This is a genomic window from Rhizobium sp. RSm-3 (assembly GCF_001854685.1).
Classification (GTDB): Bacteria; Pseudomonadota; Alphaproteobacteria; order Rhizobiales; family Rhizobiaceae; genus Rhizobium; species Rhizobium ecuadorense.
Genome location: NZ_MAWZ01000002.1, coordinates 467,996 through 487,193, shown reverse-complemented (window position 1 = coordinate 487,193; position 19,198 = coordinate 467,996). Strand labels below are relative to the sequence as shown.

The 19,198-nt window shown below is 58.2% G+C and carries 14 protein-coding genes; 6 read left to right on the top strand and 8 right to left on the bottom strand.

The window, feature by feature from the left end; genetic code table 11:
* Window positions 1-23: 23 nt before the first annotated feature.
* From fcl to BBJ66_RS05430, 6 genes are read right to left on the bottom strand one after another with little or no spacing between them, the layout of a single operon-like run.
* Window positions 24-1,094, bottom strand: coding sequence for a GDP-L-fucose synthase (gene fcl, locus BBJ66_RS05455; RefSeq protein ID WP_071085485.1), 1,071 nt, complete (start codon window positions 1,092-1,094; stop codon window positions 24-26).
* Window positions 1,087-2,178, bottom strand: coding sequence for a GDP-mannose 4,6-dehydratase (gmd, locus tag BBJ66_RS05450; RefSeq protein ID WP_071085482.1), 1,092 nt, complete (start codon window positions 2,176-2,178; stop codon window positions 1,087-1,089). Before gmd ends, fcl begins: the two co-directional genes overlap by 8 nt.
* A gap of 55 nt (window positions 2,179-2,233) precedes the next feature.
* Window positions 2,234-4,444, bottom strand: a complete 2,211-nt coding sequence (locus BBJ66_RS05445) for a GumC family protein (RefSeq protein WP_071085480.1) — start codon at window positions 4,442-4,444, stop codon at window positions 2,234-2,236.
* Entirely contained in the window at window positions 4,441-5,583 is a 1,143-nt protein-coding gene (locus BBJ66_RS05440; RefSeq protein ID WP_049732626.1) for a glycosyltransferase family 4 protein, read from the bottom strand. Before BBJ66_RS05440 ends, BBJ66_RS05445 begins: the two co-directional genes overlap by 4 nt.
* On the bottom strand, window positions 5,577-6,677 hold the full coding sequence (locus BBJ66_RS05435) for a glycosyltransferase family 4 protein (RefSeq protein WP_071085478.1): 1,101 nt from the start codon (window positions 6,675-6,677) through the stop codon (window positions 5,577-5,579). The genes BBJ66_RS05440 and BBJ66_RS05435 overlap by 7 nt, the downstream gene beginning before the upstream one ends.
* On the bottom strand, window positions 6,674-7,624 hold the full coding sequence (locus BBJ66_RS05430) for a glycosyltransferase family 2 protein (protein ID WP_071085475.1): 951 nt from the start codon (window positions 7,622-7,624) through the stop codon (window positions 6,674-6,676). Before BBJ66_RS05430 ends, BBJ66_RS05435 begins: the two co-directional genes overlap by 4 nt.
* A 582-nt stretch (window positions 7,625-8,206) precedes the next feature.
* On the opposite strand from BBJ66_RS05430, the gene BBJ66_RS05425 reads away from it, so the two are divergent.
* Entirely contained in the window at window positions 8,207-9,529 is a 1,323-nt protein-coding gene (locus BBJ66_RS05425) for an O-antigen ligase family protein (RefSeq protein WP_071085473.1), read from the top strand.
* The gene (locus tag BBJ66_RS05420) at window positions 9,526-11,658 is read left to right on the top strand and encodes a right-handed parallel beta-helix repeat-containing protein (RefSeq protein WP_071085748.1); all 2,133 of its coding nucleotides are present in this window, start codon (window positions 9,526-9,528) and stop codon (window positions 11,656-11,658) included. The genes BBJ66_RS05425 and BBJ66_RS05420 overlap by 4 nt, the downstream gene beginning before the upstream one ends.
* A 172-nt stretch (window positions 11,659-11,830) precedes the next feature.
* On the opposite strand, the gene BBJ66_RS34865 is transcribed toward BBJ66_RS05420, so the two are convergent.
* Window positions 11,831-12,070 carry a hypothetical protein gene (locus tag BBJ66_RS34865; RefSeq protein ID WP_190238030.1) on the bottom strand — a complete coding sequence of 80 codons (240 nt, stop codon included), beginning with the start codon at window positions 12,068-12,070 and terminating at the stop codon, window positions 11,831-11,833.
* 369 nt (window positions 12,071-12,439) lie between these two features.
* On the opposite strand from BBJ66_RS34865, the gene BBJ66_RS05410 reads away from it, so the two are divergent.
* Genes BBJ66_RS05410 through BBJ66_RS05395 form a run of 4 tightly spaced genes read left to right on the top strand, consistent with a single transcriptional unit; the run spans window position 12,440 to window position 17,746 of the window.
* Window positions 12,440-13,297, top strand: a complete 858-nt coding sequence (locus BBJ66_RS05410; protein ID WP_071085469.1) for a WecB/TagA/CpsF family glycosyltransferase — start codon at window positions 12,440-12,442, stop codon at window positions 13,295-13,297.
* Between the two features lie 14 nt (window positions 13,298-13,311).
* Window positions 13,312-14,805, top strand: coding sequence for a sugar transferase (locus BBJ66_RS05405; protein ID WP_049732752.1), 1,494 nt, complete (start codon window positions 13,312-13,314; stop codon window positions 14,803-14,805).
* Between the two features lie 45 nt (window positions 14,806-14,850).
* Entirely contained in the window at window positions 14,851-15,894 is a 1,044-nt protein-coding gene (locus BBJ66_RS05400) for a UDP-glucuronic acid decarboxylase family protein (protein WP_049732751.1), read from the top strand.
* Between the two features lie 4 nt (window positions 15,895-15,898).
* Complete coding sequence (locus tag BBJ66_RS05395; protein ID WP_071085467.1) at window positions 15,899-17,746, top strand: glycosyltransferase; 1,848 nt, start codon at window positions 15,899-15,901, stop codon at window positions 17,744-17,746.
* A 446-nt stretch (window positions 17,747-18,192) separates the two neighbouring features.
* Here BBJ66_RS05395 and BBJ66_RS05390 read toward each other — a convergent pair whose 3' ends face one another.
* Window positions 18,193-18,948: a response regulator transcription factor gene (locus tag BBJ66_RS05390; RefSeq protein WP_049732757.1), complete on the bottom strand. Its 756-nt coding sequence runs from the start codon at window positions 18,946-18,948 to the stop codon at window positions 18,193-18,195.
* Between the last annotated feature and the right edge of the window lie 250 nt (window positions 18,949-19,198).

Genomic DNA, 19,198 nt, shown 5'->3' with positions numbered 1-19,198 from the left:
TTTTTATCCCTCGGGCAAATTCGCTATGCGCGAGGATGATGTGCGACCGTAGAGAGCGGCGTCGCATGCAGCGCGGAAGTCTCGGCTCTCTCAAAACTGATGTCGCTTTGACCGGTCAAGTCGCCAGCCATCACCTTGTTGCTGCGTTCGAGATAACGACCGTCAAGGAAGGAGCGATAGGCGTCTGCGATGCCCTTCTTCAGGCCGATCTTGGGGGACCAGTCGAGAGCGCAAAGCTTGCCGACGTTCAAGAGTTTACGTGGCGTGCCATCCGGCTTAGTAAGGTCGCACTTGATCTTGCCTTCGAAGCCGACGACCTCGGAGACGAGATATGCCAAGTCGAGGATGGTAATGTCTTCGCCAGAACCGACGTTCACATGACTGTCGGCAGAATAGGTCTTCATCAGATGCAGGCAGGCGTCGGCACAATCGTCAACATGCAGGAATTCGCGCCGCGGCGTGCCGGTACCCCAGATGCATATCTCCTGCTCCCCGTTGATCTTGGCTTCATGCGCCTTGCGTATGAGCGCCGGCATGACATGGCTTGACCCGAGGTCAAAATTGTCGTCCGGACCGTAAAGATTGGTCGGCATGGCCGAGATGAAATCGCGACCGTGCTGTTTGCGATAGGCATGGCAGAGCTTCAATCCGGCAATTTTGGCGATCGCATACCATTCGTTCGTGGGCTCAAGCGATCCCGTCAGAAGCGAACCCTCCACGATCGGCTGTTCGGCGAATTTCGGATAGATGCAGGACGAGCCCAGAAACATCAGTTTTTCGACGTCAGCCCTATGGGCTGCTTGGATGACGTTAGCTTGGAGAATCAGGTTGTCGTAAAGAAAGTCGGCCGGATAGGTAGCGTTCGCGAGAATGCCGCCGACTCTCGCCGCCGCCAGGAAGACTGCGTCGGGACGATTCTTGCTCATCCAGACTTCCACCTGTTCCTGCCGTCTGAGGTCGAGCTCGGCGCGGGTGGCCGTCAAAATCTCGCAGCCCTCGGATGCGAGGCGCCGCACGATTGCAGAGCCCACCATGCCGCGGTGGCCCGCGACATAGACTTTTTTTCCGGCAAGGCTGTAGATCACCTCAGGCATAAGCAAACCCTTTGGTTACGCCGACCGACGGAACGTTTCGCGCCATGACTTTCAGGTCCTCGCGAACCATCTCCGCAACCAGTTGGTCAAGACTGGTCTCGTGTTTCCAGCCGAGCTTGGTGTGCGCCTTCGTCGGATCGCCGATCAGAAGATCGACTTCAGTCGGACGGAAGTAAGCCGGATCGATCTCCACCACACATTGGCCGGATGTTTTGTCGTATCCCTTTTCATCAACTCCGTTCCCACGCCAATCGATTGCCATGCCCACCTTGGCAAAGGCCTTGTCGACAAAGGAGCGAACCGAGTGCGTTTCGCCGGTCGCAAGGACATAGTCCTCCGGTTGTTCCTGTTGCAGCATCAGCCACATGCCACGGACATATTCTCGTGCATGTCCCCAGTCGCGCTTGGCATCCAGATTGCCGAGATAGAGCCTTTCCTGCAGCCCGAGATGGATCGCAGCCGCCGCCCGGGTGATCTTGCGGGTCACGAATGTTTCGCCGCGGATCGGGCTTTCATGATTGAACAAAATGCCGTTCGAGGCGTGCATGCCATATGCCTCGCGATAATTGACCACAATCCAGTAGGCGTAGAGCTTGGCTGCCGCGTAGGGTGATCGAGGGTAAAAAGGCGTCGTTTCGCTCTGCGGGACTTCCTGGACTTTGCCATAGAGCTCCGAGGTGGAGGCTTGATAGAAGCGGGTCTTCCTGGTCAGCCCGAGGAGGCGAATTGCTTCGAGCAGCCGAAGGGTGCCGGTCCCATCCGCGTTGGCTGTGTATTCCGGTGTCTCGAAAGAGACTTGAACGTGGCTCTGTGCGGCGAGATTGTAGATCTCGTCCGGTTGCGTTTCCTGAACGACACGGATGAGATTCGTCGAATCGGTTATGTCCCCGAAATGCAGGATAAAGCGCGGATTTTCGACATGGGGATCCTCATAGAGATGCTCGATGCGGCTGGTGTTGAAGGACGATGAGCGGCGCTTGAGACCGTGAACGACATAGCCCTTCTCCAAGAGCATTTCAGCCAGATACGCACCGTCCTGACCTGTTATGCCGGTAATCAGCGCAACTTTATTGGCATTTTTCACTGCGGTCTCCGTGCTTTCTCTCGGCGGATATCAGTAATACTTGTGTTGTCGGAATTCATGGATTGAATTCGTGGTATTTCATCAGGGAATTTGCGAATAATTCTGAGTCGCTGAAGTTGTATTTGGCGTGAATTTTCGGTTTAACATTATTTATAGCCACGAAAAGTTCAGCATTGCGCGCGCTTTTCAGCTGCTGCAGACAGAATGCGATAGCGCGACGGCTCGTCTTTCCCCATTTTACAACCACCAGCGTTCGTTCTGCCAAGGCTGTCAGATGCATTGTCTCGGTTGAAGCGAGCACAGGCGCGCTGTCGAAGACAACGATTTCGCCTCGAGCGCGGGCCATCTCGATGATGTCAGCCGCATCGCTCGGATGAGCGTGCCGGTGGAGACTGGGATTGCCGGCTGGAATGAAGTCGATACCGCTTGGATGATGATGGATGATGTCCTGTATTACGGCCTGCCCACTCAGGAATTCATTCAACCCCAGCTTAAGGCCTGAGTTGAAAAGCGAGTCCAGATTTCCATGTCGAAGATCGGCATCGACAAGCAGCACCGGAATTCCGTTTGCGGCGAGTTCGATTGCCAACGATCTGGCGACAAGCGACTTACCCTCTCCGCTATGAGCCGAAGTCACAACGATACTCCTGGGCAACTTTCCGCCATTGGATTGTTTGAGCGAAATCACGACTGCGCGAATTGCTTCGTCAAACATCCCGTCTTGCATGCCCCCGAAGAGTGCCGACGGATTTCCCCTGTCTTTCATTTTCAGACGCGGAATGAAACCGGCGGGTATTATGTGCGATATTCCGGCCATCTGGTCGAAGCTGCGGACCGTCTTGTCGAACATCTCGACCACGAAAGCGACCGTCACCGCGATCGAAATCGAAGCCAAGAGGGCGCCGACCAGATAGAAAAGCCGTCCGCGCCCCTGCGGTGCGAGCGGCACTGCAGCCGGTGACAGAACCTCCAGCTCCGCTCCCGGCAGCATGGCTTGTCCAGCCAGGCCTCGCCGCTGCTCCTCGAATTTGTCCAGCGCGGTTTGCTCCTTGTCAGCCATGTGCTGGAGTCGCACCAACTCGGCTTGCGCAAGTGCAGAGCGGGAACGGTTCTCATGGGCAGCCGCCAATGCCGATCGGACCGTGTCGTCCTCATGATCAAGTGCTGCAAGCTTGGCGCGCAAGGATTGGAGATATCGATCGACCGCCAGGTCGAGATCGGTGTGATATTTGAGAATCCGCGCGCGCAGATCGACCACTGCTTCGGCCTTGTTGTCAAACGTCTCAAGCAGACGGTCGAGATCTTGCTCCTGGGCACGAAGCTCGCGTTGCATCGCGGCAATGCTGTCGGGTATGACGATAGTCTGCAGGGCAAGCGAACTGTCGTCAGCCGATTCCAGTGTGGATATCGTTGCTCTTACATCTGTACGGTTTTGTTCGATTTTTGCTTGCCGGTCGCCCAGCTCCATTATCGACTTAATTTGTTCAACCTTAGCGTCGTCATTTGAGACCACGTCCATAGTTTCCTGGTATTTGTCGGCAGCATCGCGCGTTGCCTTGGCGCGATCCCGCTGTTCGGCGATGCGCTGCAGAAGCCATTCTTCCGCTGCATCCAGGCGGCCGCTGATACTGTCCTTGCGTTCGTCGAGGTATATACTGATGAGCCGGTTCGGGACCGAGGCCGCCAATTCGGGATCACTCGCATCGAAGCCGATCTTGATAACGTCACCCAGGCCATCGCGCCACACGCGGAGCGCCTTGTAGTACAATGGAATGATGGGCTCGATGCTGTTTCGCATCGGGGAGGAGGGCTTTTCTCCGGTGACCAGGCCGCGCAGCATGGACCGGACCTTGTCGACAGGGGAGATTTCGCGCAGTGCCGGATTGAATTCCGGCCGCTCATCGAGCCGCAGGTCACGGATGACCCGCTCTGCGATTGTTCTGGAAAGAAGGCGCTCGGTTTCCGAGGTGACATCAAGCGGATTGTTGCGACCGGAATCGTCCACGCCGAGCGTTGTCGCCAGAGGCCTGTGGATAATCAGCCGGGACTCGGCATGAAAGGTCGGTTTCAACCCCGCAATCACGGTCGCGGCCGCCGCCATAAGGAGTAAGACTATCGCCACGATCATGACGATCCTTCGCCGGATAAGGCGCAAGCCTGCTGTCAGATCAAAGTCGTCCGATCTGGTCTCGACCTGAAACCGGGGATCGTAGCGCATCGACGAGAGCGAGGTGTTGCGGTCCGGTGGAACAGTTGAAATTGTCATCGTGCGCCAACCATTGTTTGAGGTTGCCCGGAGACGGCTTCGTAGAGTTTGTCCAGCGATCGCATGTAAGCCTTCATACTGAAATGATTGAGATAGTGGGCGCGGCCTTGGGCCGAGAGATAACTGCGGATTTCTGGATCGGTGACCAATTTCGCCAGCGCTGCAGCCAGGGCATCCTTGTCTCCGACTGGTACGAAGACACCGGTTTCCCCGTCGGAGATGACTTCGTCATGCGCTCCAACACGTGTGGTGACGACCGCGAGCCCATGAGCAAGCCCTTCGATAACCGCCATTGCCATGCCTTCAGCGTGCGAGGGCAGGACCAGGATATCTGCGCGTGCGCACAAGGCTTGCGCCGCAGCGGCGTCAAGCCAGCCTGGCATGTCCACCAGATCCGAAAGTCTCAGGGCGGCAGCCTGGCGTCGGTAGTCTTCTACAGGTCCGTCGCCTGCGAGCACGGCTCGCCATTGGAGCTCTTTCATGATCGGATGACTTAAGGCAAGCAGAAGCTCGTGAACCCCCTTGCGTTCACTCAGCCGACCGAGGAATACGATCAACGGCCTCTCGCCGGCTTGAACATTGTGCGTTCCGGGGTCGGGAACACAATTGCGGATGACGGCTGTGCGGCGCTCGTCCACACCCAAAAGCGTCGTTAGCGTCATGCGGTCGCGCTGACCCAGCGCCACGACCTGGTCAGCATGTTGAAACATCCGGCGTATGAGCATTTGTTGACGTGGCGAGCGTGTAGCAAAGTCGCTCGCGTAGTCGTAGTCGTGCAGGTGCAATATGTGGGCACAGCCGAGGAGACGGGCAGCCTCCGTCAAGAGCAGTTTTCGTGAGGTGCTGCCGCGACCTGCGATATGAATATGGTGAATGCGTGCCGGAGCGACGATCCGATCCTTCGCCATCACCAAAATGGCGCCGAGCAGGCGCGCAGGCGACGTCGCCACGGACCATCGAGGCCCTCTGGTGTCGGTGACGAGGTGTGTTGCGCCGGCCTCTTTCGCTGTGTTCGATATATATCCGACCAGCCTGCCAATTCCGCCACCGTTTTCGCAACCGCCCGGGACATAGTGGCGCACGGTGGCTGCGTTCTGCGCAGCTATCCGATTTCCATCGGTGATCGCCTTCATCAGCATGTTCCGACCACCTCACGATAAACGGCCGCAGCCTTTGCTCCGACCTGTTCAGGCGAATTCGGACCTGTGGCCCATGCGAGCGCGCCGCTTCCCAATTTGCTTCTGAGCTCGCTGTTATCAGCCAAAATCCGGATGGCTCTTGCAAGCTCTTCCACATCCCCGGGCGGAACCACCATTCCCAATCCGTTGGGCAGAACAGTGGCCCGCAATTCGCCGACATCAGTGACGATAACCGGTTTGCCGAATGCTGCGGCAAGGTTGAGCACACCGCTTTGAGAGGCTTCCGTATAGGGAAGGACAATGATATCGGCATCCAGAAAGAGCTGGGCGACCTCCGCATCCTCGATAAAGCGGTTGCGGATATCATAGCGGCCGGCTTCCCCCATCAGTGGCCGGAAGATCCACGGATTGTCGCCGCGGCCTGCGACTGTGATACGCAGATTGGGAAGCAGGTCCTTGAGCATCGCCTCGGCACGGACCAGATGCTCCAAGCCTTTGTAAGCAAAAATCCGCCCGAAGAGCAGGACGCGGAAAGTGCCATCTGCCTCGCGCCGCGCCATCTTCTGCTGCCGGGCGAGTTCCGCGTAGCGATGAATGGCGGGATGCGACAGGACATGGACGTGATCGGCGGATTTTGAGTACCGGTCGAGGACCATCTGCTTCAGCCCCTCGCCATGCACGACGACATGTCCTGATTGCCTCACCATCAATTGCGGGGCCCAGCCGGGCAGCGTGCGGGTGTCGGAATCGCCAGGATGCACCTCCACATCATGAACGGTCGTCACAAGCGGAATCGGACGCCAGAACGGCGCCGCAAAGTTCAACCACAGCGTAGAATTGCTCAGAAGGTGAATGAGGTTCGGCTGCTCGTGCCGGATGAGACGTGTGAGCTGATGCAGGAACCAGGGATTGGAGAGTGAGCGATGCCGTGGCCAGTCCAGAAGGTGCAGATCGACAGCCGGATCGAAACAGGAAGCAAGGTGTGCGTAGCGCCGGCGCGGAACGCCTAGTACGACCTGCAGGTGTTGCGCGACGCCGTTGGCGAAGGAGATGGTGTAGTCTTCGAGTTCGGAAACCAGCAGCAGCGCCTTCATTTCGCGGGCTCCGTCAAACCGATGTCCAGACCGCGCCGCGGAAGGTCGCGGGCTGTGCGCAACGCATCGCGCACCCGCCTCGGCAGGTTTGGTTCTCCGGCAAAAAAGAACCCTTCGACAGCAAGTCTGAGCCTGGCGCGCATAGTCACTCCGTCCAACCTTGCTGACGCTGCCCGGTAGGGATGGTGATCCGTCAGACGCAGTCTTGCGGGTAAGTTGCGGGCTGAGAGAAACCGGTTCGTCGCTTCAACGGTATCCTGCCAATGAGCCATTCGCTTTCGCAGCATTGCGGCATCATCGATGGGCCGATACCAGTTGTTGTTGTGGATACGGTAGAACCCAAGGGAATCCGGCAAAGCAGCAACGCCGCCCAGGAACGGATATATCCCTGTGAGCCAGGCGTCGCCGGATATGCGAAACTGTTCGGGAATAGGCCCCGCAGCATCCCATGCGCTACGCCGTACAGCGATGGCAGAGGTCAGCGGGAAGGGCCACCAGCCAGCCGACTTGCTCAGCCGCAGCGACAAATCTCCCGAACATAAGCTTCGAGGGATTGGCTTGAGGGTCGGCGAGCCTTCGGTCAGCATCGGCTGAAGCCGGTGATAGACGAGGGATAGCCGAGGATCCGAGTGGAACGCCGCTGCCGTGGCCGACAGTTTGCCCGGCGCCCACCAGTCATCGGCATCCAGAAAACAGAGGATGTCGCCACCGCTTAACTTCACAGCAGCATTCATTGCGGCGGCCTGCCCCTGATTCTCCTGGAAGAGCAGCTTTACCCGGCCGTTGTAGGCTTCCAGAACAGAGCGCGACTGGTCGCTGGACCCGTCGTCGACGACGATTATCTCGACGCCGGGTGTTTGTTGACCCAAGGCGCTGTCAATTGCATGGCCAACGAAGCGACCGTAATTGTAATTGTTGATGAGGACGCTGATAGCTGGCCGCTCCATGACACCCTCTCAAGCGGTTTGCAGCGCTACACCGCGGTGCGGCAGCACGATATTGTCCGCGATGTCGGCCTTGCTGTCGCCACCGAGGCTTGAAGCCTCCGTGATGGCGATCCCCAAAGTATCCCCCAGCTCGAACGGGATTGCGCATGGAGCTGGTAAGGTCACTGCCATCGATCCGGCGACGAGTGGCGCTCCCGTCGGATAGCGCGCGGAACCAGGATCATGACGCAGAACCATAGAAATCCCAACCCTTCCAATCGCCGACTGCAGACAGTCGACGTGCATGCATTCATTGCCACGCTACCGGTGAACGGGCACGCGCAACATCTGCTCTTATGGGCAATCCCCTAGACCCCGGCACCAACCTTTGGGGGAAGTTCCTCCCAAAGGCTTAGACGCAGCAACGTCCTTGGATGGTGGGCAGCGCATTGGAAGTAGCCCCGCCTTCATTTGTGCAAGTTGATTGGGAACGCGGCTGCATGATTGTTCCTTGATAGAACAGCGCAGCCATGAAAGCAGACCCATGTCTCTCCGAATTGCCGCGATCACCGGTCTCTCATTTCAAACCAGTCGGCGCCGACAATGAGAGCATATGAGCTCAGGATCACGAGCGGGCCGGCCATAAGTTGGCGAGTCATAGAATGCTGGGGCGCCGGCGTGTGCCTGTTCCTGCAGACGGGTGCCCTCTTTCCGCTCCTGTTGGCAGATCCCGATGGGGCACTGAGCGACTCGGCCAAGTCCATGCTGCGCCTTCTCTGCCTACCGGTATATGCATTTACCCTGGTGATGCTGAAACGAAACTTTCAAGAGTTTCTCATAGCGCTCAAGCGGAATCTGTTCGTCCCCTTGATGCTTGCCCTGCCGTTTTTGTCCGTCATGTGGTCGGTAGGCCCATCGATGACATTGCGGCGCGCCATCGGTCTGCTGTTTACAGTGCTGCTGGCCTATGTGCTGGCGGTACGATTTACGCCGAGACAACTGCTCCTGCTCGCATTTGCGACCGTTGGAACATGCATCGTCCTCAGCCTGGGCATTTTCGCGGTATCACCGCATCTCGCCCGCATGCCCTCGGATGACCAAATGCGGGGTATCTTCATCCATAAGAACAGTCTCGGTTGGTATGCCAGCCTGATGGTACTGCTGGCCACTGCGGTGCTGTTTGACAGCACCTTAGGCCTACGCCGAACCGCTTTCGCTTTGCTGTCAGCGGGTGTGGTCTGTCTTGTCGCTTCCGGATCGATGACCGCGATCATTGCGACGATATCGGCATATTGCTTGATCGGGTTCTATTCCATCTTGCAGAGAACCCCCGGCATGAGCCGCATCGTCATCGTCCTGCTGTTCGTTCAAATGTCGGTCGGCCTGCTTATTTTGCTCCACGAATTTCTGGTGCCCTTTCTGGAGGCGCTTGGCAAGGATGCCACTTTGACGGGCCGAGTGCCGTTGTGGGAGCTGGTCGATCGTCAGATAGCCGATCATCTGGTGCTCGGCTTCGGCTACCAGGCGTTTTGGACAGAAGCGAATCCCGAAGCGTGGGTTATCTGGTCAAAAATCCAATGGATGGCCCCCCACGCCCATAATGGATTTCGCGACACTATGTTGAGCTTCGGAATAATTGGAATGAGCCTGTTCGTCCTGATACTTCTCCGCGCAGTGCGCCAAGGCGCGGTTCTTCAATGCCGTGATCCGCAATATGGCTGGCTCTGGTTAAATGTCTTCACGATCATGATTTTGGTGATGAACCTGACCGAAAGCATATTTTTCGTCCAGAACGATGCCATCTTCATCCTGTTCACCACGGCCATCATCATGTTCTCGCTTTACGCGCCCGTGGTGTCTACCCGCCCCGGCCCTCCGTCCCGGAGGTCTTTATGCAGCACAGCAGCGGAGTTGCAGATACGATGAAGCCGCGCTTCGCACTGATCTCGAGCATTTTGCTTGCCGTGTTTTTTCCGCAGCCAGGCGCATCGGCATCCGTGGGGTTGGACGCCGATGCGCCCGACCTGATGTATCGAACGATCCGGGAAGCGACTTGCGTGGAAGCTTCGGGGGCGACGACCTTGCCCGCCAAGCTGAGTGGGACTTCCTTGAGCGACCTGGTGCCCAGCCCATCCTCGTCTCGAGCAATCTTCTACGTTTCTCCTGACGGTAAAGACAGCTGGAGCGGCCGTCTCTCCAACCCAAATCCCCGGCACACGGACGGTCCTTTTGCCAGCATCGAAAGGGCGCGTGATGCTGCGCGCGCCAAGCGTGGCCAAAGCACAATTGCGATGGGCAATGGGGACTACTATCTCGCTCACCCAATCGTCTTCGATACTCGCGATGCAGGCCTGATCATCACAGCGCGGTGTAACGAGACGCCGGTTTTGCACGGTGGCCCGCTTGTGCGGAACTGGGCGCCTCAGGCCGACGGCCGCTGGACGGCACCGCTGAGGTTGCTGCCCGAGGCGGCGGTGGGCGATCTTTTCGTCAATGGGATCCTCCAGCCTCGGGCCCGCTTTCCCAACGCACCCCTTGACGGAGATCCGCGTAAGGGATGGTTGTTCGCGGCCAAGTGCGGGCAGGACAAGGATGTTTGGCAAGGCAACACACGTTTTTGCTTCCGTGCTGGCGATCTTCCGACGCTGGGAGATCCAACGGGGCTTGTCGTCCACATAGTCGGCGGCTTCCAGCCGGGAAGCCAATGGGGTAGTGACACGCTCCCGGTGGTTTCGGTCGATGCGGCGACCCGGACTGTTCATACCAAAGGTACCAGCTATTTTTTCACCGCGGAAGGCAGCCGCTATTTCTTGACCGGGGGAGCGGCCTTGCTCGATGCCCCTGGGGAATGGTGGTATGACGCCGTTGCGGGGCAACTCGTCTACATTCCTGCCGACCGACTGTCCCCGAATTCCGCGGTTGTCGCCGCCGTCCTGCCGACATTCTTCAAGCTGGAGGGGGCCGATGGCATGGTTGTGTCGGGACTCCAGTTTCGTGATGGAGCTCCGCTGGGGAGCAGTAAGTTTTATAACGACACCAGAGGGTTTGGCGCCATACGGCTCGAGCACGCGGACCGCGTCAGGCTGCTCGGCAACGTCGTGGAAAATGTCGGTGTCGGCATCCACGTGAGTGAAAGCGAGGATGTTGTCATTGCCGGCAATGTGATCGGAGACGTGGCTGGCAACGGGATTTACATCGGCACAACCTATGGCACCTTCGGCAAATCCAACGGTGCCAGGATCCTGTCGAACCATATCCATGACATCGGAAAGGTCTACTTTGAAACCGCCGGAATATGGTTCCAGGCGACTGACGGTATCAGGATCGCCGATAACCTGGTCGAAAATACTGCGCAGTTCGGTATCGCTGGCGGCTCGCTATGGGGCGCGCAAGACGCAGTCCACGACGCTGTCATCGAACATAACGAGATCCGCAATGCCAATCAGCAGACGGCAGATGGCGGTGCCATCAAGCTGATGGGCGAGCAGGCGGACCTGATGAACAGCAGCATCCGCTACAATCTGGTCACCGGGACAGTTCAACTGATGAACCGGGTCGATGGGACGTTTTGGCCTTCCGGATATGAAAATACCAATGAATGGCCAACACCCATCAGTTGGGCGATCTACACCGATGGCAAGGCCAGTGGTGTGCGCATCGAAGGAAATACGCTCTCGGACAACGTATCGGCGATCGGCATCAACGGTGGCTGGAGCAACCTGGTGACGGGAAACGTCATCACACACGGATCGGGCGCCGCTTTTCGCGTTGACGACGCGACCGGCAGAGGTTGGCGTCCGCCATGGGCACGCCCCAATCGTATCGAGAGCAATATCGTGTCGATCGACAGTAGCAACGGGCTCGCAGCCTACGTCTACGCTCCTGACCACGGGCCTGGATACGTGCAATTCGCCGGTAATCGCTACATCGGCAATTTGAACGGAGAGAGTTTCCGAATACATCCGAAGATCATGGGTTCGGGAGAATTTGGCAGTCTGGGGGATCTTCAGAAGGCTGGGGCGGACACCGGAAGCGTAGTCGCGCCGCCCGAGTAACTCGATCTTGTCTTCGGCGTCATCCTGGAGATCTTGTGGAGCGAGCCAGACTCCCCGATAATGGTCGGGGCGATTATTGGCCGCGAGCTGTCTCAGCACCTCTGCACTGAGCGTTCCCCGAACTTCAGGATGGCGATTGCAGCCTTCCTCGGCATAGGAATGGGTCCACGGCTCAGACGGACCAAAGGTCATGAAAACCGCGACGCGGTCGGGCCCCCTGCTGGTCCGTCGGATGATCGATCGCGTCAAAGTGAAGGCCTTTTGAGCGTCCAGGTGAAGCCGCGGCCAAGACCCGATCGAAGATCCTGGGCAGGCTCCTGTCGACCAACGTCGGCATCTGCCCGGCATGTTCGATCCGCACATCGAAGATGATGGCATCGCCCGCCCGTACTCCCAGGTTCTTCTCCGGCATACTCTTTACCAGGCCTTTGAGATGAGATTTCGGTAGCACCTTCAACGCCGCCGGCGCGTCTTCATTCTGATCCTGGAGATAGTCTCTCTCCCGGCTTATTCACGGTTAAACTACCAGCTTTGGTTGCGCGACAGCGAATATCCTCTCCGGCGCTGCGAGGGTCAAACCGCTATTTCGGGACAACGGTCATCAAAAAGAGCAACGTTGCAAGTCGTGGGGGTATGTAGACTTACTTCGAATATTGTACGTCATCGCGGCATAAGACGTAAATGTGAAGGCTCTTCTACGTCCAATAGCTGGATCCGCAAGTATGGAGACAATCGGTCTGCCGGGATATTCTGATGACAGTTTCGGTCGCGAAAGCAGGTCATGAGAAAGCAACCAGCAGCCATCAGCCAAACTTCGGTCTTTCATCCCAAGGGCTCCTTAGGATGGACGAATGTCCTTGGTGTTCGTGTTTCGGCAGTCAATCTCAAGAGCGCGACTGGATATATTCAAGAAGCGATTGAAGACGGCAGGAAGGAATATGTCTGCGTTCGCGACGCACACGGCATCGTCCGATGTCAAGATGATCCCGAGCTGCGGTCGATACATAACAGGGCGTTCCTCGTGACCCCCGATGGAATGCCGTTGGTATGGGCATTGAGGCGTGCCGGTCATTCGGAGAGCGACAGGGTCTATGGACCGGATCTGATGTTATCCGTTTTCGACGCCGGCAGTTCCAAGGGCTTGCGCCACTTCCTTTATGGCGCAACGGCTGAAACGCTCGAACAACTGCAGGCGCGCCTTCTCGCAAAATTTCCGCAAGCGCGGATTGTCGGTTCCTATGCGCCGCCGTTTCGCAAGCTGTCGATGCAGGAGGAAGCGGATATTGCCGACCGGCTCAATCGGTCGGGCGCCGATATCATCTGGGTCGGGTTGAGCAGTCCCAAGCAGGAACTCTGGATGGCGCGCATGCGCGATCGTCTGGAAGCATCGATGCTCATCGGTGTCGGAGCTGCGTTCGATTTCCACGCAGGCCTCAAGCGGCAGGCTCCAAGGTTCATTCAAAGAAGCGGCTTCGAATGGGTGTTTCGTCTGCTGTGCGAGCCGCGACGGCTGTGGCGGCGCTATGCGCTCGTCGTGCCGACCTTCATCTCACTGACAGCATTCCAGAGACTGGGCCTTCGGACGTTTCCGATCGAAGACGGCGTTTCTGGATCGAGTGCATCGGGACAAATGCAGTAGAGGGGTAAAGCGTCATGTTCTCATTTGCGCCGTCAGCGACGACACCGGGTCGATCGAAGGCACCCACACCAAATGACATGACATCGCGGGCGATTCCGACAGGGTCCGTGCCGCCCATCGCAGCCAAGACCGCCGATGCCTTTGTACGGGCAGGGCTGAATATTCCCGTCGCACTGCAGCGCCGGCTTCCTCGGCTTGCAACGTCGTCCTTCCTGGTCGCCGGCGACATTGCAAGCTATTTGATTGTCTATTTCGTTCTCCTGTCCATTCTTCCCAGTGGTTCAGAGGGTACGATAGCGGAGCGTGCGTTCACGGTCGCCGCACTGGCTGCGATTGTTCTTTACGCATCGGCCGGCCTCTATCCTGGATATCGGCTGCATGACCACGAACATCTGCGGCGGCGCACGATGGCTGCCGTCAAAGTGGCTGTCCTGGCGGCATTCGGAGCAATTATCTTGCCGGAGGGGACACGACTGCTGGTTGCCATTGTTGTGTTCCTCGGTCTCGGGCTGATTGTTCAGCCATTTGTGCATTGGATTGCACGGGGCCTTTGCTGGAGACTTGGAATTTGGGGGGAGCGCGCGGTTGTCATCGGGGGATGCAACCTTGTTCCCGCGCTCGTCGCACATTTCAACGACCACTGGCAGTATGGCGTCAGGCCGGAGCCCTTTTCCCCTGATACTGCGGAGGCATTGCCGGGTGGCGGGCCATGCATTGCCGTGATTGCGGGCGACACGGACTCGCTGGTGTCCGGCTTGGCGACGCTACGTCGGAAGTTCGCCGAAGTCATATTGCTGTCCGACACGCCGAGCCTCAAGGTAAGCGGATTGCGACCTGCGGATATCGGCGGAGAGATCGGTATTCGCCTCACCACCGGGGGGCGTTCGCTCAATTCGGATCCGGTTCGTCGGTTCCTCGATCTCGCAATCGCCATCCCTGCAACGATCGTGGTCGCGCCATTCATCGCGATTGCCGCGGCCGCAGTCTATGCCATCGATCCAGGTCCTGTCTTCTTTCGGCATGCCAGGGAAGGGCGGTCCGGCAAGCCGGTGCACGTCCTGAAATTGAGGACAATGTACCAGGATGCAGAACAGCGCCTTGAAGCACTATTCCGAGACAACCCTGCCATGCGCGCCGAGTGGCTGAGCCACTTCAAGCTCAAGGACGATCCGCGGGTCCTGCCGATTGTAGGACATATGCTGCGCTCTTCGAGCATCGACGAGCTCCCGCAGTTGGCGAACATCATTGCGGGCGAGATGGCCTTTGTGGGACCACGCCCGTTCCCGGAATATCACCTTTCGGCGATGGACGGCGAATTTCGGAACAAGCGCCGTTCCGTCACGCCGGGGCTCACGGGCCTTTGGCAGATATCCGAACGAAGCGATGCGGATATCGAGCTGCAGCAGCAACTCGACGAGTTCTACATCGACAACCGGTCCCTGTGGTTCGACTGCCAAATTCTTCTCGGCACGATCCCGGCGGTCTTCAAGCGCAGGGGAGCCTGCTGACCATCCTCGCTTCCACGAGACAACCATCAACAACGGAGCACACCAATGCACGGACACAAGCGAATTATGGTTACCGGCGGCACCGGGTTTCTGGGATCGTTCCTGTGCGAAAGGCTTTTGCGAGAGGGCAACGACGTCCTTTGCGTGGACAATTACTACACCGGTTCGCGCGACAATGTGCTGCACCTTCTCGATGACCCGCGCTTTGAGATTCTTCGCCACGACATTACCTTCCCGCTTTATGTGGAGGTCGACGAGATCTACAACCTCGCCTGCCCGGCATCTCCGGTTCACTATCAGCACGACCCCGTGCAGACCGTGAAGACCAATGTGCACGGGGCCATCAACATGCTCGGCTTGGCAAAGCGCACCAAGGCGAAGATCTTCCAGGCCTCCACCAGCGAAGTTTATGGTGATCCGGCAGTCCACCCTCAACCCGAGGAGTATCGAGGCAGCGTCAATACCATAGGCCCGCGGGCATGTTATGACGAAGGCAAGCGGTGTGCCGAAACATTGTTCTTCGACTATCATCGTCAATATGGTGTGGAAATCCGGGTGGCGCGGATCTTCAATACTTATGGGCCGCGCATGCAGACCAATGACGGTCGCGTCGTCTCGAACTTCATCGTTCAGGCGCTTCAAAACGAACCGATCACCATCTTCGGCAACGGCACGCAGACGCGCTCCTTCTGCTATGTCGACGATCTGATCGAGGGCTTCATCCGCCTGATGGGGGCGCCGGCCGGCGTTACGGGTCCGATCAATCTCGGTAACCCGGGAGAATTCCAGGTTCGGGAACTGGCCGAAATGGTCATCGAGATGACGGGATCGAAATCAAGCATCGTTTACAATCCTCTGCCGATTGACGATCCGACACAGCGCAAGCCCGACATCCGCCGCGCACAGCAGGACCTGGGCTGGCAGCCGACGGTGAATCTGCGAGAAGGGCTCGAGAAAACCATCGCGTATTTCGAGTGGAAGCTTTCGGGCGGAGCCAAGAGCACGTCTGGCGCCCGGTCCTGGCGGACGGCTTACACGCATTTGCCTACCCCGGCCGTCAGCCTTCCTGTTCAGGAAACCACACGATAGAGACATGAACAGCAACGTCGATCATCGCAAGCCGAAGCTCGTCTTCTTTCAGTGGGACCACAGCCCGTATTCTCGATACGCAAAATACATGATGCAGCACACGCTGGATCATGTACGCTGCCTAGAGCAGCATTTCGAGGTCGTAGTCGTCAACGAGGATTGCGACTATGGCCGGATCTGCGACCGTCACGAGCCGGACCTCACGCTGTTCGAGCTCGGTTACCAGTTGAATGTCTCGCATCGGATCGACATTCGGAATGCATCGGCCCATCCGCAAGTTCCGAAGGCCGGCCTCCTCAACGCCGATTCTTGGTCGTGGACGCGCGCGGGCATCCTGTCGGACCTGGATCGATGGGGGATCGGCGTGTGCTTCTCTATCTGTACGACGGTCCACGACTACCTACCACCTAATCTGGACGGGCTTTACGTATGGCCGAACTTCATCGACCCGGTCGTGTTCCGCGATTATGGGGCGGAAAAGTCCGTCCCGATCATGCTGACCGGCGCACAGGTCGCGCTCTATCCCTGGCGCCGGCGCGTCTTCCCGCTGCTTTCACAAAGTTATCCCTGCCTCATCTGCCCGCCGCACACCTACGCTGATGCCAGAGCCGCGCTGGCCCTCACCGGCGAACGCTACGCTCGGACGCTGAACGCCAGCCTCTTCGTTCCCTCGTGTGGGACGATGGCAGGGGAGGTCGTGCGCAAGCATCTCGAGATCCCCGGCGCCGGATCCTGCCTGATCGCCGAACGCACACCGATGGCCGAGGCGGCCGGCTTCGTGCATATGGAGAATTGCATTTTCGCCGACAGTGGCGACGTGCTGGATCTTGTCGACAGCCTCATCCAGGATCGCGACCGGCTCCGGCGTATAACCGCCGCCGGGCACGATCTCGTCCATTCCCGCCACACGATCGCACATCGCCCGCAGATCCATCAGTGGTTTCAACTGCACAAGGCTTTGCCGCCAGGCCGCCGGATCGAGCAGGAGGGCCCGTTCGGCAATGTTGTGGCGGTCGAACGGGCCGCGCCGCGCTTTCCGGTGCGGAGCGGCCGCGGCGCCGACCGCGCACTGCTCGCGAACGGATATGCCAGCCTCCTGCGCGGAGAGCTTGAAGCCGCGCGTAAGGGGTTTTCCGACTGCCTCGCCTATGTCGGCGATCTCCCGGAAGGCCTGTTTGGCCTGGCGCTCTGCGATCTGGCGGGCGGCGACCCGGCCGAGGCCGCCATCCGGCTTGGGCGCCTGATCGAAACGATCACCGTCGTCCACGGCGCGCAGGATCCCGACCCGGCCGAATGGGCCGTTTATCTCTTTGCGCTTTCCCGTCTCGGACGGGACGGCGAGGCCCGACGCCTCGCGGACTGGTATCCGCGACTGTCCCATCCCGCGCTTGATTACATTCGTGGCTTCCTCTTTGCGCCGCCCCACACCGGGCCGAAAACCGCGAACGATCTGCCGAGGCGACCGAGCATCCACGATGGGTTCGTCGTGACGAAAGCACGAGGATGGGCGGACCTGCTGACAGAGCTCTCCCAGCCGAGATCCTCCCGAAGCGTTCCGGCGGGCAGTGGACGGGCACCGGCGGTATCGCGCCGTGCCGCAGTGGCGACGGTAAGACAACTCTTGGCCCACGCGACGGAGTTCACACTGACACGGGCGGGCTTGACTGCCTTGAGACCGAACATCCCGTCAACCGGAGAGCTCGACTATCTGCGAAACGTGGTCCGGCAGGTGCGCCGCGCCATCTATAAGACCCCATTTTGGAGCCTCGCAGCCGACACGCGCCGGTTCCTGAAGGCGCGGCGCGAACGACGCGAGCTATTTCGTCGAGTCGACGCCGCGCAAAAAGAGTGAGCGAACGGCGAAAGCGCAAGGCATGGCAAGGAGGAAAAGGCACGGAGTACGCCATGAGGATACTTGTTTTGCGCCGAGTTAAGATATTTTCAGCCGCACCGGGGGCAAGGCTCGGAAGATGGCGCTAGACAAACGGGATGTTGCAGGCGAGGCCGCGGTACTGGCCGGGCGATGGTCGACCATCGCCCGGCCCAAACGGCACTCGATGTCGTGATCGGCGAGCAGAGCTTCGCTCGCGGCCCCTGCCCGATACCGCGGACCATTTCTATGACAGCCGCATGTACCGCGTGGGCAATAGCGCGTTGGACAAAGGCCTGAGTGCCGTAGTTCGCTGTTGGGCGCCCAATTGCGTTTGCGCCGCCAAGGACAGCTTAAGGCAACTGCTCTTGTGAAGTGAAGAATATTTGCCCTACCAACTAAAGATCAGCCCCAGGCCTTATTTGCGCTCATGCCGGAATGCCACTTTGGAACAAGTCGTTGAGCTTGAACACAACTTCCGTCCTGTTTGTTGCCTTGACCTTTTTCATGATGTTGCGGACATGCACCTTGACGGTGCTTTCTCGCAGGTTGAGCTCATAGGCAATGATCTTATTAGCCTTTCCACGCCGCAGTGCCGCTACGACTTCGGCCTGGCGGTCCGTGAAGATTCCGGCCAGCGGGTGCGCCGTCGGGTTGTTCGACTGCAGCAAGTGACGCATGGCGAACAGGGCGCTTGCCGGCACGAAAAGTCCTCCTGCTACCGATAGCGCAATCAGCTCCATGCAGACGCTAATGCTGACGGTGGCAGGTATGTAGCCCTTGGCGCCGTAATCGATCGCCCTCACGATCTGGGCGAAGTCGTCACTATCGGACAATATGATGACCGGTGTCGACACGAATTCCGACGAAAGACTCTTGATCTGCTCCGAAACGACAGGGTCGTCGACCGTCTTGCCGCCGACGTTCAAGAGGATTGCCGAAAGCGGAGGATATTCTTCGCGCTTTTGCTTCCACTCTTCAATCGATCCGAACGCGAGAATCACGAAATCCGCCGTGTGGGCGGCCATGCATTGCGCAAGGCAGTGCCGATCGAGTTCCCTCTTGTCAAGAATGACAAGCGAGTGCTTTGACTTTGACGGTCCGGCAAACGCTGTCGAACCATGGTCTATCTCCAACGGAAGAGATATGTTTTCCTGCCTGTGGCTTATATTTATTGTATCCAACGCCCCATCCTCCCAGCCTTTTTCTACGCGGTACTTCAAAGTCGAATATCAAACTCCTCTGTAAATATGGGAGTTTAATTACCAGAAGTGCTAATTTAATACCACAGTTCCAAGGATGTTAAACTAATTAATAGTGGTTACCCCAACACATAAGTTCCACGGACAGATACAAATGGTTACATCGTTGAAACTGATCGATCTGTGGCTAATTCATTTGTATGTCAATCCATCAGGTTGCTACATATATTCA

Bases quoted from the DNA above. Each gene is read 5' to 3' on its own strand.
- fcl (WP_071085485.1), bottom strand. From the start codon at position 1,094: ATGCCTGAGGTGATCTACAGCCTTGCCGGAAAAAAAGTCTATGTCGCG.
- BBJ66_RS05445 (WP_071085480.1), bottom strand. From the start codon at position 4,444: ATGACAATTTCAACTGTTCCACCGGACCGCAACACCTCGCTCTCGTCG.
- BBJ66_RS05440 (WP_049732626.1), bottom strand. From the start codon at position 5,583: ATGCTGATGAAGGCGATCACCGATGGAAATCGGATAGCTGCGCAGAAC.
- BBJ66_RS05435 (WP_071085478.1), bottom strand. From the start codon at position 6,677: ATGAAGGCGCTGCTGCTGGTTTCCGAACTCGAAGACTACACCATCTCC.
- BBJ66_RS05430 (WP_071085475.1), bottom strand. From the start codon at position 7,624: ATGGAGCGGCCAGCTATCAGCGTCCTCATCAACAATTACAATTACGGT.
- BBJ66_RS05425 (WP_071085473.1), top strand. From the start codon at position 8,207: ATGAGAGCATATGAGCTCAGGATCACGAGCGGGCCGGCCATAAGTTGG.
- BBJ66_RS05420 (WP_071085748.1), top strand. From the start codon at position 9,526: ATGAAGCCGCGCTTCGCACTGATCTCGAGCATTTTGCTTGCCGTGTTT.
- BBJ66_RS34865 (WP_190238030.1), bottom strand. From the start codon at position 12,070: ATGCCGGAGAAGAACCTGGGAGTACGGGCGGGCGATGCCATCATCTTC.
- BBJ66_RS05410 (WP_071085469.1), top strand. From the start codon at position 12,440: ATGAGAAAGCAACCAGCAGCCATCAGCCAAACTTCGGTCTTTCATCCC.
- BBJ66_RS05405 (WP_049732752.1), top strand. From the start codon at position 13,312: ATGTTCTCATTTGCGCCGTCAGCGACGACACCGGGTCGATCGAAGGCA.
- BBJ66_RS05400 (WP_049732751.1), top strand. From the start codon at position 14,851: ATGCACGGACACAAGCGAATTATGGTTACCGGCGGCACCGGGTTTCTG.
- BBJ66_RS05395 (WP_071085467.1), top strand. From the start codon at position 15,899: ATGAACAGCAACGTCGATCATCGCAAGCCGAAGCTCGTCTTCTTTCAG.